The 14,780-nt window shown below is 63.6% G+C and carries 8 protein-coding genes; 4 read left to right on the forward strand and 4 right to left on the reverse strand.

Annotated features, from left to right (window positions below; genetic code table 11):
• Positions 1-28: 28 nt before the first annotated feature.
• Positions 29-1,441 (forward strand): GntP family permease, encoded by a 1,413-nt coding sequence (locus ABD893_RS05705; protein WP_345076662.1) that lies wholly within the window; start codon positions 29-31, stop codon positions 1,439-1,441.
• A 24-nt stretch (positions 1,442-1,465) separates the two neighbouring features.
• Here the strand turns inward: ABD893_RS05705 and ABD893_RS05710 are convergent, their stop codons facing one another.
• Positions 1,466-2,947 carry a DUF418 domain-containing protein gene (locus tag ABD893_RS05710; RefSeq protein WP_345076666.1) on the reverse strand — a complete coding sequence of 494 codons (1,482 nt, stop codon included), beginning with the start codon at positions 2,945-2,947 and terminating at the stop codon, positions 1,466-1,468.
• A gap of 303 nt (positions 2,948-3,250) precedes the next feature.
• Here ABD893_RS05710 and nrdF point away from each other — a divergent pair, with 303 nt between their 5' ends.
• Positions 3,251-4,219, forward strand: a complete 969-nt coding sequence (gene nrdF, locus ABD893_RS05715) for a class 1b ribonucleoside-diphosphate reductase subunit beta (RefSeq protein ID WP_345076669.1) — start codon at positions 3,251-3,253, stop codon at positions 4,217-4,219.
• 279 nt (positions 4,220-4,498) lie between these two features.
• On the opposite strand, the gene ABD893_RS05720 is transcribed toward nrdF, so the two are convergent.
• A complete protein-coding gene (locus tag ABD893_RS05720; protein ID WP_345076672.1) occupies positions 4,499-5,488 on the reverse strand; it encodes an IS481 family transposase in 990 nt (329 codons plus the stop codon).
• Positions 5,489-5,741: 253 nt separating this feature from the next.
• On the opposite strand from ABD893_RS05720, the gene ABD893_RS05725 reads away from it, so the two are divergent.
• Positions 5,742-7,682 carry an AAA family ATPase gene (locus ABD893_RS05725; RefSeq protein WP_083529420.1) on the forward strand — a complete coding sequence of 647 codons (1,941 nt, stop codon included), beginning with the start codon at positions 5,742-5,744 and terminating at the stop codon, positions 7,680-7,682.
• Complete coding sequence (locus tag ABD893_RS05730) at positions 7,679-10,246, forward strand: AAA family ATPase (RefSeq protein WP_345076677.1); 2,568 nt, start codon at positions 7,679-7,681, stop codon at positions 10,244-10,246. Before ABD893_RS05725 ends, ABD893_RS05730 begins: the two co-directional genes overlap by 4 nt.
• Positions 10,247-10,535: 289 nt before the next feature.
• Here the strand turns inward: ABD893_RS05730 and ABD893_RS05735 are convergent, their stop codons facing one another.
• A complete protein-coding gene (locus ABD893_RS05735) occupies positions 10,536-14,033 on the reverse strand; it encodes a DEAD/DEAH box helicase (protein WP_345076680.1) in 3,498 nt (1,165 codons plus the stop codon).
• The gene (locus ABD893_RS05740; RefSeq protein WP_229745277.1) at positions 14,026-14,721 is read right to left on the reverse strand and encodes a Hachiman antiphage defense system protein HamA; all 696 of its coding nucleotides are present in this window, start codon (positions 14,719-14,721) and stop codon (positions 14,026-14,028) included. Before ABD893_RS05740 ends, ABD893_RS05735 begins: the two co-directional genes overlap by 8 nt.
• Positions 14,722-14,780: the final 59 nt, after the last annotated feature.

A 14,780-nucleotide genomic window follows, 5' to 3' on the forward strand; every position in this document is an offset into this window, starting at 1 on the left:
TCTTTCCCTTCCTCTCAAGGAGTTCCTCATGGATGAGTTGAACCTCGTCATGAACTGGGAGCTCGGCACCGTAGGACTGCTGCTTCTGGCAGTCGCCGCCGTCGCCGTGCTCCTGGTGATGATCATGGCGTTCAAGATGCACGCCTTCCTGGCCCTGATGATCACCTCGATCGGTACCGCGCTCATCGCCGGCATCGCCCCCGGCAGCCTCATGGACGCACTCAGCTTCGGATTCAACTCCACGCTCGGCAACGTGATGCTGCTGGTCGCGCTCGGCGCGATGCTGGGACGGATGATCGAAACCTCCGGCGGTGCGCAGCTGCTCGCGGACCGGATGATCGACCTGGTCGGCGAGAAGCGGGCCGGACTCGGCCTGTCATTGGCCAGCCTGCTGATGGGCTTCCCCATCTTCTTCGACGCCGGCCTCGTGGTCATGCTCCCGATCATCTACGCCGTCTCCCGCCGCGTCGGCGGGTCATTCCTGTCCATCGCCCTGCCCTCGGCGGTGGCGTTCAGCGCGATGCACATCTTCGCCCCGCCGCACCCCGGCCCGGTGGCCGCCTCCACCATCGTCGGCGCCGACATCGGCCTGGTGATGCTCGTCGGCCTCGTGTTCGCGGTGATCATCTGGTTCCTGGTCGGCACCCTGCTGGCGCCCCGCCTGGGCATGCGCCTGGACGTTCCGATCCCCACGATCCTCGACAGCACCTCGGAGAAGACTGGCTTCGAGTCGACCCCGCGGGTGAGCACGATCATCGGCCTGCTGGTCCTGCCGCTGCTGCTGATCCTGCTCAACACCGGACTGAACACCGTCGGCGCCGCACGGCCCGACGCGGAAGCCTTCCTCGCCGACCCGATCGTCTCCGGGCTGCGCCTGCTGGGCGAGACCCCGGTCGCGCTCCTGATCACCGTGGTGGTCTCGATGTTCGTCCTCGGCTGGGGAGCCGGCAAGAAGGGCACCCTGATCGAGAAGATCGTCGACTCCGCACTGGGGCCGATCTGCTCGGTCGTGCTCGTCACCGGCGCCGGTGGCATGTTCGGCGGGGTGCTGCGCGTGACCGGGATCGGTGACGCGGTCGCCGGGTCGCTCAACGACCTCGGACTGCCGGTGATCGTGGCGGCCTTCCTGATCGCCCAGATCGTCCGCATCGCTCAAGGCTCGGCCACCGTGGCCCTGACCACGGCGGCATCGCTGATGGTCGGCGTGATCGCCGCCAGCGACTTCTCCCAGCTCGAGATCGTCGCGATCGTGATGGCGATGTCCGCCGGCTCGGTCGGCTTCTCGCACGTCAACGATTCGGGCTTCTGGCTGGTCAGCCGCTTCTTCGGCATGGACATGAAGCAGACCCTCTCCACCTGGACCCTGATCCAGGGTGCGATGGCGATCGTCGGCTTCGTCCTGTCGCTGGTGCTCTTCGGCATCGCGTCCGCGGTCTCCTGAGTTCAGGCCACGGGGCCGGCCCGCTCAGGAGCGGCCCCGTGGGTCGTGCTTCCCGTAGGTCATCCGCCGCAGCAGCAGCTCGGCGGGCCCGCGCATCCCGCGTGAATCCATCCAGGCGGCGATCGGCAGCGAGAGCAGCCAGACGCCGAACGCGATCGCCACGGCCGAGACGGTGCTCAGATGCGGGGCGAGGCCCAGCCCCCAGCTCGCCATCAGTGGTACCAGCAGCAGCGACTGGAACAGGTAGAAGGTCAGCGACCTCTGCCCTACGGCAGCAAGGGCACGCACGATTCCCTGCGGCGGGGACGCGGCGGGAGGGGTAGCGGCGGCAGGGACTCCGTAGGAGCGCTCGGCAGGGGAGAGGGCCTTGTCGGCGGCAGCCCGCTCCGCACGGGCGGCTTTCCGCTCCTCCTGGCTCGGCGAGCTCGAGCTCGAGCTCGAGGCCGAGGCCGACGGCGCGGTGGCATGGCTGTGCGACTCGGCCACGCGGTCCCGCCCGACCACTCGGCGCTTCTCGAGGTGTACCGCGAGCAGCCCGAAGGCGGCGGCGTAGCCCACCCCGCAGAGCATCCCTCCAAGGACGTTCACCCCGTAGAAGCCCCAGCTCACAGCGTCCGGGAGCGGGATCACCCCCACCAGGACGAGCGCGCCGGGCAGTCCGCTGAGCCAGCCCAGCGAGATGCCGAGCACCGCGATCCGCCGCAGCGTGCGGGTGTGTCGCCACGGCTCGTCCAGCAGTCGGTGCCGGGCGGCGATCCAGCCCAGCAGGATGGGCAGCGGTGACGCCATCAGTGCCGCTCCCAGGACGGTGACCGCCCACATCCCTGACCTGGTCAGCACGGTGATCAGGTAGGGCTGGGCGTATGCCATGTCCCGCACCCAGTCATTGGTGAAGGGAGTGGCGGCGGCGCCCATCTCCGCGATCACCTCCGGCGGTGCGAAGAAGATCAGGGCCAGCGCGCTGACCACGCTGAACAGGCCGTAGAGCAGCAGCAGACCCCCGATCACGCTCGCCCAGATGATCAACGTGCGGGTGCGTCGGCCGAAGAAGATCCACACCAGCAGCAGCGCGGCGATCGCGTACGCGCCCAGGATGTCGCCGTAGAACAGCAGCGCCGCATGCAGGAAGCCCAGCAGCAGCATCGCCCAGTGGCGCCTGCGCATCATGAGCCGCACGATCCGCGGCTCCATCCCGCGATCGACCCGCGAGCGGTAGAACTGCACCATGCCGTAGCCGAACAGGAAGGCGAACAGCGGCATCGCCCGGTGATCCACGGCGACAGTCATCACGAACTGCACCGCCGTGTCTGCAGGGCCGAGAGCCGGCACATGCGGGGTCATCCCGACAGCGCCCTTGTGCCCCCACAGCATCCAGGAGACGTTCGCGATCGCGATCACCGCCAGCATCAGCCCACGGGCGAGGTCCGGGGCCAGGGAGCGGGCCGTCGGCGCAGTGCCGCGAGAGGTCGGGGGGATCTGTGCGTCGGGGGCGGCTGAAGCGGTCACGACGTGGCCTTTCGCTGGGACGGCGGCAGGGCCGGCTGAGGCAGGTCCGCCGCACGGGCACCACGAACCTATCCGCGCAGGTGGTCCAGGACATGCAACGAAAGTCGGGTGGGCGTCACGATTCCGCCGGTATGTACCTCATGCCCGGACCGACACGACGCGCAGCTCCTCCGAGGAGTGGTGTTCACGGGGCGGTGGTGTCGAGTCACACCGCGCCCGGGACTGTCGCGGGCCCCTTCCCCGGCTCCCACTGCCTAGACTGGCCAGGACTGAATCCCCAAGTTTTCTGACAGTGAGGCTGCGGTGAAAGATCCCTTGAACGCGACGATCCAGGCCATCAACTGGAACCGGATCCCCGATCCCAAGGATCAGGAGGTCTGGGACCGTCTGACCGGTAACTTCTGGCTGCCCGAGAAGGTGCCGCTGTCCAACGACATCCAGTCCTGGAGCCGTCGTTCCGCCGACGAGCAGACGATGGCGATGCACGTGTTCACGGGGCTCACCCTGCTGGACACGGTGCAGGGCACCGTCGGCGCGATCTCCCTGATCCCGGATGCGGTCACCCCTCACGAGGAGGCGGTGTACACCAACATCGCGTTCATGGAGTCGGTGCACGCGAAGTCCTACTCCCAGATCTTCTCGACCCTGGCCAGCACCAAGCAGATCGACGAGGCCTTCGAGTGGGGTGCGACGAACACGCAGCTTCAGAAGAAGGCTCAGATCATCATGGGCTACTACGAGGGCGATGATCCGGAGAAGCGGAAGATCGCCTCGGTGCTGCTGGAATCGTTCCTGTTCTACTCCGGCTTCTACCTGCCGATGCGCTATTCGAGCCACGGCGAGCTGACCAACACCGCCGATATCATCCGCCTGATCATCCGTGATGAGGCCGTTCACGGCTACTACATCGGCTACAAGTACCAGAAGGCCATCGAGAACTTCTCGGCCGAGCGCAAGGCGGAGCTGAAGGACTACACCTTCTCGCTGCTGCTGGAGCTGTACGAGAACGAAGAGGTCTACACCGAGGACATCTACGACGCCGTCGGGTGGACCGAGGATGTCAAGATCTTCCTGCGCTACAACGCCAACAAGGCGCTGATGAACCTCGGCTATGAGGGTCTGTTCCCGCAGGATTCCGTCCAGGTGAACCCGGCGATCCTCTCCGCGCTCTCCCCGAACGCCGACGAGAACCACGACTTCTTCTCCGGCTCGGGCTCGAGCTACGTGATGGGCAAGGCCGTCGAGACCGAGGACGACGACTGGGACTTCTGAAAGCTTAGAGCTTGCTCAAGGCCCGAAAAGGCTGATGGAAGGCCCGGACCTGCAGGTTTCTGCAGGTCCGGCCTCTTTTTTCGTGTCTCCGTCCGAAGGACTGAGGACAGCACCGATGAACATCATTACCCGTTCGGTATGGCACGGAGAGTCACGATCGCACCTTCCGGTCGAGCGCGGGGTCGGCCGGTCGAGAGCCTTGCCGTGCGGATGACTTGTCAGCGATGCCCGTGCGGAACGACAGCACCGAGTGCGCAGAGATGCATCGCTGAGTCGGACCTAGCTGTATGAGGTCATGACGTTGTCGACACGTTCGTGGACTCGGGTGGCCGGGGGCTGATCAGCGCAGGCGGTGTGCGGCCGATGATAGTTGTAATGGTGGACCCAGACGCTGATCGCTTCGCGCCGTTCGTCTTCGGAATAGAAGGCGTGGGCGTAGAGGCATTCCTCAGAGAGGATCCGCTGGTAACGCTCGACTTTCCCGTTGTGCCTGGGCGTGTAGGGACGGGTCCGCTGATGCCGGGAAGCATGCGCGTTCACGGTGCGGACGAAGGTCTTGGCGCGGTAGTTGGAGCCGTTGTCGGTGACCACCCGGACCAGACGCGTGATGCCGTGAGCAGCGAAGAACGCTCTCGCCCGGGAGAAGAAACCGATGGTGGTTGCCGCGGTCTCGTTCTCCAGAGCCTCGGTGTAGGCGAGGCGGGAGTAGCCGTCGATCGCGGAGTGCAGGTAGGTGTAGCCCACGCGCTGCTTGCGCGCCTTCGCATGGCCGCGGCCATGGAGTCGCCAGCCGCCACCGTCGGGGATCTGTCCGACCTTCTTCACGTCCAGGTGGAGCATGTGGCCCGGGAAGCGGGCGATGATCTTCCCGGGCTCACGGTTGTTCTCCCCGGTCGGGTCGAGGTCTCGGCGGCGGGAGATCCCGAGCCGTTCCAGCCAGCGTCCGATGGTGCGGACGCAGTAGTGGTGGCCGCGGCTGGCGAGCTCGAGGGCGATGCGGCGGGCCGACCATTTGTGCTCTCGTCGCCAGGAGTCGATGAGTTCGAGGACCTCGATCGGTGGCCGCGAGGGTCGTCGTGCTGGGGCGCTGGTGCGGTCTTCCAAGGCTTCGGCACCGTCGTCGCGGTAGCGGTGGACCCACTTCGTCAGAGTCGAGCGGGCGACGCCGGCTTCGGCAGCGACGTGGGCGATGGGTCGGCCATCATCTTCGACACGACGGACCAGGCGGAGTCTTCCGGCAGGGGTCAGCGGCGAATTACGGTGGGTCATGGAACGGGTCTCTTCCAGCAGATGGACGGCTTCAGCACCACCCATCGTGCCGGTCAGGGACCCGTTCCTTCATCCCCGCTCCGTGACTACAACGTCATGACCCGCAACACCTAGCCGGTAGAGTTCTTCAGAGAGCCACGAGGTTCCAGAGCCGACGCTCTGGGGTCACCCATCGAGGCTAGGACCAGCTGAGTGTCGACGCCGCCGATCGAGAGGATGCGACTTACCAGCGCAACGGATCGGGGGATGCTGCATGAGGCTTGTTTCTGCACGAGTGCGTGGTGCCGGCCGGCTCCTTGATACCACGATCAAGCTAGACCAGAAGCTTGTCGCAATCGTCGGGCCAAACGAGGCAGGTAAGACGACGCTCCTCAAGGCACTTGCCTATGTGGACGCCTCCGACGCTCTCGCTCCGGCACAGCGGTCGCGCGCATCGACGGGCATCGCCGACTCCACCCCGGTCGTCAGCTTGCGTTACCGCGTCAGCGACGAGGACCGTAAGGAGTTGGAGGACCTTGAACTCGAGGACACTCCAATCGAGTTCTTCGTTAGTCGTCGTGCCGACGGTGATGGACCCAACTTCACGGTCAAGCCCGCACCTCGCAAGTCCGAGGCGCAGCTGAAGCAACTGGCAGTCGACTTGGGTGAATCCCTGTCAGCGATCAGCGTCTTAGAACCGCTTCCCATCGAAACGGCCGAGGAAGACGAAATACCAGAGCCCCCGGATGGTTCGCCGTTGCTCGATGAACTTCGCCTGCTGCGACAAGATCTCGATACCCACCTCGCTACCCCGGTCGGCGAGCGAGAACCGATTGACGCATTGCGCGAACGCGCTGACAAAGACGTCGAGGCATTGAGTGCATTCGCCGAAACCGACGTCCTGCAACGGCTGCTTCTCTCACTCGGAGCGTGGGTTGATCGTGAGGACCCCACGGAGAGGACCAAGAAGGCACTCTGGAATCTCACCCCCGACGTAGTCATGTTCACTGAGGTCGATCGCACGCTGGCTTCTACCTACACCCTTGATGACGCACTGCTTGGCGACGTGCCAACAGCGCTTGCGAACCTGGCGCGATTGGCCGGCCTTGACCTGAATGCTCTAACCCAGGCCGTGCAGACCGGACAGGTATCCCGACGAGACACAATCAAGAACAAGGCGAACATCACACTCGCCAATTACTTCAAGAACGCATGGCAGCAGTCCGACCTAAAGGTCGAAGTCAACGTCGAGAACAAGCTTCTCCGAATCGGCATTGTCGAAGATGGCGTACACGCATCCGTGTTCGACGAACGAAGCGCTGGGTTGCGGATGTTCGTCGCTTTGAACTCCTTCCTCGCTGCGCGAAACAGTGGACGCGCGACGATCCTCCTGATCGATGAGGCGGAAACCCACCTTCACATCGACGCGCAGGCCGATCTCGTGCAGATGTTCGCCAAACAGGACAAAGCCGACAAGATCATCTACACCACCCACTCGCCGGGCTGTCTACCCGCCGATCTTGGTGTCGGTATCCGTGCCGTCGTTCCCGACAGCGACGAGACGAGCCACGTAGAAAACAGCTTCTGGCGACAAGAGGGCGGCGGGTTCACCTCCCTGATGTTCGCGATGGGTGCCTCGGCCGCAGCATTTACACCAGCACGCTGCGCGGTCATCGCGGAAGGCGCCACCGACATGATCCTCCTCCCGACCCTAATGCGCGCCGCCATAGGACAAGACAGCCTGCCGTATCAGGTGGCACCCGGCCTCTCAGAGATGCCGAAGGATTCCTACCCGGAGCTCGACTTCCAGGCGGCTAAGGTCGCGTTCCTCGTCGACGGCGACGGCGGGGGACAAAAGCTCGCCGAGACGATCGGTCGCGCCATACCTGGTGACCGGATCGTCGCCCTCGACGTGCACGGCATTGAGAACACCCTGGACTCGGATCTCTACCTGCACACGTTTACCGCGCTGCTCCGCGACGTCAATGCCGGAGTCACCATAGGTGAACCACCAAGCCTGCCCGATGCGGCGGCAGCACCGTGGTCCACGACTCTGGAAGCCTGGGCTGCCAGCCAGGGATGGCGGGCACCGACGAAGCAGGAGATCGCGAACCACCTCATTGAACTCGACGAGGTGGCGCTCAGTCCGCAGGGAATCCTCACCCTGAAACAGGCGCATGTTGCGCTACTCACCGCTTTGGGGATCACACCGTGACACTCGCGAACGACCTGGCGACCTGGGTGGCCGAACGCACCGACTGGCAGAAGGACATTGTCGGGCGCTTCTGCCGGAACGAGAATCTGTCTGAAGACGCCGTCAACGAGATCGCCGATCACCTGATCGCAGGGACGTATCCATCCGTCGCCGCCATCACCGCTGCCGATGTCCCTGGTACTTCCGAGAGCGGAGAGTCGGTACGGCTGTCAGCCGTAGCCGACGTGGAGGGCGTGAACGCGCTCATCACGGGCCAGCGGTTGACCTTCGCCAGCACGGGCCTGACGATCATCTACGGCGACAATGCCAGTGGGAAGTCCGGCTACGCCCGTCTCATTCGGCAGGCCGTTACTGCCCGAGTCAAGGGTGATCTTCTCGGTGATGTCTTCGCAAAGAGCTTGCACGATCAGAAGGCCGTCTTCGAGTACGTGGCTGGCTCTACGGCTGCGACCTGGGCGCTTACAGAGGAGACCAGCCGCGATCTGTCATCGGTACGGTTCTATGACGAAGAGTGCGGCGATGCCTATGTCACCGCGGCCTCAGAGATCAGCTATCGTCCATCCGCGCTTACTCTGCTCGATCGGCTCTCGGCCGCGTGCGATCAGGTGCGGCAAGTTCTCTCACAGCGCCTGAGTGACAATGCGGCCCTCCGTACGGAACTTCCGCTCCTTGGGGAAGGCACGAAGGCAAAGCAGTTCCTTGATCAGCTCAGTGCTACCACCACGCGTGAGCAGATCGACGAGGCCACGACGCTGTCCCCGGATCACGACATATCGCTCTCTGCCAAACTGCGGGAACTCACGCGCTTGCAAGCCAGCGATCCCAATGCAGAGAAGACACGCCTCGCTCAGCTCGCGGCCCATTGGGCGACCGTCAAGAGTCATATCGATCAACTGGCTGAGGCCGTAACGAACCAGTCATTCGACAATGTGGCCGCGCTCGCGAAGAGTGCAATTAACCTACGAGAAGCGGCAAAGATCGCGTCAGCGAAGGACTTCGACGCAGAGCCATTGCCTGGTGTCGGGTCGGCGACGTGGCGAGCCCTCTGGGATGCGGCACGTCGGTATTCGACGACCGAGGCGTATCACGAGCACGACTTCCCGGTCACGACCGATGCCGCCGTGTGTGTTCTATGCCAGCAACCACTGAGCCCGGATGGATCAGACCGATTGAGGCGATTCGATGCCTTCATAAAGGACACCACCTCGCGTGATGCCGATGCTGCCGAGCGTCGCGTCGTTCAGCGTCGCGATGAGATTGCTCGTCTCCAGTCCGCGCCGGCGGCTGTGACTACCGCGTTGAGCCAGCTGCAGGCTGGTGGCGAGGATGTCACAGCGAGTCAGACATGGATGACCGAAGCGGCAACGGTCGCCACTGAGATAGTTGCGTGGGTTGACGGCACCAGAGAGGAGCGTCCGACAACCTCTGGAATGTCGCCGGGCACCGCCATCGGTGAAAGGCGACAAACGCTGATCACTGCCAGCGCGGATATCGATTCGACAAGCTTCAACGAGTCTGTCCGAGTGCTGAAAGCCGAGGTTGCCGATCTCCAAGCGACAGAGCAACTTGCGAAGGCCAAAGACAATCTCGTCAAAGAAGTGGTGCGGCTCCAGGCGAGAACCAAGATTGAAGAAGCTCGCCGACTCACTGACACTACTGGGATTACCCGCAAGGCAACGGCCCTAACCACGGCTTACGTGACGAGCATCGTTCGAGACCAGTTCACTCGCGAGACTGAGCAGCTCTACTTGCGCCGGGTCACACTCGATCCCACTAAAGGTAGACACGACGTCACGCTTGAGCACCGGCCCCGCCTACTCGGAGCCATCTTGGACGCCGATATCGAGAACGTACTGAGCGAGGGCGAACAGACCGCTCTCGGGCTGGCCGGATTCCTCACCGAAGTCGAGTTTGACGAGTCGAAGTCAGCCGTTGTACTCGACGACCCTGTGTCGTCGCTCGACGCCGGCCGCCGTTCCCGCGTGGCCCGCCGCCTCACCGAACTGGCACAGTCCAGACAAGTCATTGTTTTCACGCACGAGGCAACTTTCGCGAACGCCCTTAACAAGGCGGCACGGGACCTTGGGGTCGACGTCGCTGAGCGCGCAATTCTACGACAGGGCGAGCGTCCAGGGCTTACTGCTGACAAGCATCCCTGGAGCGTCAAAGATATCCCAGCGCGGATCAACCACCTGGAGACCGAGATCGCACGACTCAAGAAGGAGCGCGGCCAGCTCGACTCCGATGAGTACACGCGGCGTGCTCAGGAGTGGGGCGGGCGGTTGTCTCAAGCATGGGAACGCGCAGTCAACCTCGATGTTGTGAACGAGCTGGTGGATCGCGGTACCAACGAGGTGCGGCCACGCATGTTCAAGATGCTCGTAGGAATCACCGAACAGGACGACAACGACTACCAATCTGGCTACGCCAAGGCATCCGAGTGGGCGCCTCGCCACGATCATGCCCCAGAGACCAACTTCATCGCACCGGAGCCCGACGAACTCGAAGCAGAGTTGGTCCGCTTCAAAGAATGGGTCAGAAGGATTAAGGGTTATAAGAAGTGAGACTTGGAGCATCCTCGTGCGCAGGTTGACTACCTGGCTCTTCGTGATCCGCTCGTGTACTCCCACACCGTCATTCGATGCGCACCGAACGGACGGGAGCGTAGACACCATGCTCACGCTGCTCGCTCGGGCAGCCCTATTCCTACTCCCGGGCGCCGCCCGCGGTGCCCGGGAGTAGGAGCCCTGTCCAGATCCGCTGGGTAGTGGTGTCAGATACAGCATGTGGTATTCGTTGCAATCCCCTTGTCCCGTAGAAATCCGAACATGATCTGAGAATCATGCAACACTGTTATGCATGAAGGTCGGCTGGGCCTCGATAGCGGAGTTCGACGCTGTTGGCGGCGCTTGTCCCAGTGACTATGAGCAACCCGCGCCTTTTCGGATTGAGTGGTTCCTCAAGCGAACCGGTTCGTCGACCGTCCGCGGCTTGGAGGATGGTCTCACCGTTCGCAAGGGACACGGCTCGATAGGGAGTCCCGCTACTCGGCTGGTGATCGGGAAGCCACGTCACCGCGGCATCCTCGACTGTGTTGATCCAGGTTCTCTCCGGTGCAGCAGTGCTACGGCTGATGAAATCGACCCAGAGATCGTGCGATGACACGGTCGGCCAGTGCGGGTCGTTCGCATGTTGCCGCACCTCCTCCGAGTTCAGCCACTGGTGAAGCTCCGACACGGTTGTGAAGGTGCCGCCTCCGGCTGCGATGGCGGCGAGGGCACCGGCTCGGGAGGAGAATCCGGCCTGCATGAGCAGCGCGGCAGATCGGTTCAGCGTCCCTGTCTCTAGCGCTGCAACTGCGAGTCCGTGCTCATCGGTGAGGAGCGCCCAAAGATTGCCGACCGGGTCCTCGTTGGCGGTTGCTCGGACCCGGACCGCTTCCAGCGCCCATGGCAGCCTGTAGGTCAGCGAGTCTTCGATGAATTCCAGTGTGTCCGTGATCTCCTCGCGTGCCATCTGTGCGGCATCCTCGCCGCGAAGCCATGCGGCGAGGATGTCTTCCCATTGCGGAGGAAGGGTGCGGGGCGCGAAGGGGTAGATGCCGAATGCGATCCTGGCGAAGCTGGTCAGGGCGTCGATTGCGGCACCGGGGTCGCCGATTCGGATGCCCTCGTCCGCGTTGTGCAGGTACTGTTCCAAGATGCTGGCGTGCTCGTCGAGTTGGCGTCCGGTTTCTAGGCCGACCCCCGCAAGGAAGTACCCTCGGCGCTGTGCCGGGGTCGACTGGCTCCAGAGGAAGCGTGCCCGCGCGGTCAGGCCGGCTCGAAGCGCTGTCTGCACGGGCTCCTGCCGTCGAGCCAAGCTCCTGGTCCAAAGCGACGAGGCGAGCACGTCATCGAGAGCCCCCTCGATTCCGTCCTCCGTAATCGCAGAGTCGTTGAGCAGACTGAGAAGGGCGTTATCGAGGCTAGCGAGTTGCGAGCGCCACGCAGTTCGGGAGCGCTCGGCTTCCTTGTCGCTCTCGGCCGCGACTTCTGGGTAATCCCACGCCGCGACGCCGGCGACGTATTCCAGCAGTGCATCCAGGTCCTGGAGACCGTGCTTCGCCTGCATCCGGCGGAACAGGTGTACCACCAGCTGCAGTAGGCCGCTTTCCATGTCGCGCAGAGCGGTGTCCTCGACCAGCTGCCTCCAGTTCCGTCTACCTGAGGACACTTTCTCGAAGATCGGGTGGACGACGAGGCCGACGGAGTCCACGAATGCTCGCCCGGCCCTGCCGACAACGTTACGGAACTCGGACGCCTTGATCAGTTCCCGGTTGCGCCAGAGGCTGTGCATCACGAGAGCGCTCGCCGAAAGGTTGAGCCCCTGGGCAAGAGTCGGTGAGGAGACAGTGATCCTCAGCGTTCCTTGCTGGAGTAGTCGCTCGATCTCTCTTCGATAGGGCGCGGGCAGCGAGCCGTGGTGGATCGCCACTCCAAGTCGCAGACACGCGAGGATCGGGTGTTCTCGCCCGAACCACTCCTCGCCGATCGTGATGGCCGAGGCGAGGTCGCCGGGATCCCCTTCGAAGACGCTTCGGAGTGCTCCCTGCCTATGAAGGTCGACTATGACCTTGGCAAGAGCATTTACCGAGTCCTTCCGTGGGCAGAAGATCAGGACGGTCTGGCCGTCATCGACGAGCCGCCAGGCTGTGGAGAGTGTCAGCTCCTGCTGATTTTTGGGGAACTGCGTCGTCCTGCGGCCGTTCGGGGGAACGAAGGGCTCGAGAAACCGGGGGACGAAGGGCTCCTCGTCTCCCACGATGATGCTCAGGCGGGCTCGATCGCCTTGCCAAATCACTTCGCCGAAACGAAGCTTAGTCGGCCGCCACGAGCTTGCGATGAGACCGTCGGGCTGGTCATCGGTGAGCCAGTTCACGAAGTCCTCGACTTCGTCTCCGTCTGGCAGGATCGCCGAGAGGCAAACGATACGTCTGGTGGCTGCATCCCCACGGCGCAACAGTCGTTGTACCTGAATTTCGTATCGGACCTCGCGTTCATCCGCCCCGATCATGTGCCCCTCGTCGAGCACGACAAGCCCCACGTCGTCGAGGAGCGTTGGGTCGTTGCGCAGAGCGAAGTCGAGCTTCTCGGGAGTGGCGACGACGATGTCCCTCTCTCGTAGCAAATCCTCGTCGGCGCTGCTGGCCCCGATCGCGCCGTAGAGGGACGAGACGGTCTTGCCCAAAGGGGTGAAGGTCCGCTGCAGAGCCGTTTCAGTCTGGGCTGACAACGCCCGCAATGGGGTCACGAAGACAACGCGCCGACCCTCGGCTAGGGTCGCGAGGATGCAAAGTTCGGCGATCCGGGTCTTGCCGGCGCTTGTTGGGAGAGACAGCACTAGGTTCTCGCTGGTGTTCAGCACCCGTTCTGCGGCGGCGAGCTGCGACGGCCATAGGTCGATCTCCGAGCGTCGCCTTCGGAAGAGAGATGCGATGAACGTCGCACGCAGTCGTGCCCAGTCGCCACCGCCGTCGATTGGGTCGTCCGGGAGCAGGCGGTGGAAACTGGCCTCCCACAGGCCGCGGAGCAGGTGAATCGCGAGTCGATGGCACCACCACTGGGGGACTAGGTTCAGTTCGCTGGCGGCTCTGAGACCGACCTGCAGTGTGCTGAGGGCCTCCTCCAGGAGCGCCCCCTCGCCCCGTTCGAATGCGAGCAGCGCCATGCTGATTGCGCCGACGAACGCGTCGGTCAGTGCGAGGTCGACGACGTCGATGACATCGGTGTCGCCGCTGTCATCGTCCTGTTCCTCATCGCTGGCGGGCTCGAGGAGCCCGCGCAACGTCTCGACGAGGTCGGCGTCTGCTGCCGCGTCCTCGTCGCGGTGACTCAGGATGAGCGCGGCCAGGGTGTCGAGTTCTCTGCGGATGATGTGGATGAGGCATCGCTCACTAGTCGTGACTTCACCGGAATCGAGCGCAGTCTGAAGCAGTGAGTACGCCCGCGCGGAGAAGCTGCCGAGGTGGTAGGCGGCTGCTGCGACGACACGGTGGAAGCCTCGTTCGCGCGAGTTAGCTCCTCTGGCGATGACTGATTCAATGGCCGTAGCTGCGCCCTCAAAGGCGCGTTGGGCGAGGCTCCGCGACCCATCCGCCTCCACGAGACGTAGCCCCAGGCCCAGGAGCGAATAGCCGTAGGATAGAAGGTCGTAGCTGAGCAGCTCATCGAACGCGGGCGCGTCCTCGGGCAGGACACCGTCCCGCCAGATCATCGACCGGGCCTCTCCTCGCGCGAGAAGCTGTTCACGAAATCCGGGGGTCGTCGCCTCCCCGATCGCGGCCTCAATCTCATCAACTGTTTCAGGCATCAGCGATCGCCTTCGAATACACCTTCGCGATGAACGCCTGATGCTCTGACACCTGCAGACCGACGGCGAGGCGCTTTACACGTCCCCGGTACGCTGTCGTATTTGCGCGGAGGAGGGCCCGCGGATCATTTCCAGTGAAAGTAAAAAGCAGCTGGACCACCTGCCGTTGACTGATCCCAGAAATCAACTGGGCGTCGTCGATGAGCTCTGCCAACGTGTGCTCACCGAGTCCGTGGAGTCGGTCAGCGACGAAGCTGAGAGCATGAGGCGATGGGCGTCCCCGATCGCGCTTAAGTGCATCATCTGCGTCCGTGACCGTTGCAGTTCCGAGCCTTACGCGGCTCTTTGCCTCACCCTTCAACAGTTCCAGCGTTCCGTTCGTACTCGCGCGCACACCAACCAAGTCATCGCCACGCATCGACATCTCGCGGTGGTCCTTCCACCGCAACCGCTCCACCACTCGAAAGCCCAGCTCAAGCGTTGCGTACTGCGCTCCGATGATCTCTCCGAGGTCGCCCGAGCGGGTGCGCTTGCTCGTAGGGAGCTTCCCCTTAAGGTATTTAGCCGCTTTAGGTTTCCCCAGCTTGGCGAGGATCGTGGCGACGCGATCCGGATCCGTGTATTGGTTCGGGATCTGTGACGCAGCCCAGCCGACTCCCGATCCGATGGTCGCCGGTGGGGCAACCATGTGCACCATCGTGTGCCGATTAAGCGGCTCGTGTGTGGAAGTCGTCCACGATGAAAGTG

Origin of the sequence: Brachybacterium paraconglomeratum (genome assembly GCF_039541415.1) — a bacterium.
GTDB lineage: Bacteria > Actinomycetota > Actinomycetes > Actinomycetales > Dermabacteraceae > Brachybacterium > Brachybacterium paraconglomeratum_A.

Excerpts from the sequence above, each read along its gene's own strand:
- ABD893_RS05705 (WP_345076662.1), top strand. The coding sequence starts at position 29 with ATGGATGAGTTGAACCTCGTCATGAACTGGGAGCTCGGCACCGTAGGA.
- ABD893_RS05720 (WP_345076672.1), bottom strand. The coding sequence starts at position 5,488 with ATGACCCACCGTAATTCGCCGCTGACCCCTGCCGGAAGACTCCGCCTG.
- ABD893_RS05725 (WP_083529420.1), top strand. The coding sequence starts at position 5,742 with ATGAGGCTTGTTTCTGCACGAGTGCGTGGTGCCGGCCGGCTCCTTGAT.
- ABD893_RS05735 (WP_345076680.1), bottom strand. The coding sequence starts at position 14,033 with ATGCCTGAAACAGTTGATGAGATTGAGGCCGCGATCGGGGAGGCGACG.
- ABD893_RS05740 (WP_229745277.1), bottom strand. The coding sequence starts at position 14,721 with ATGGTTGCCCCACCGGCGACCATCGGATCGGGAGTCGGCTGGGCTGCG.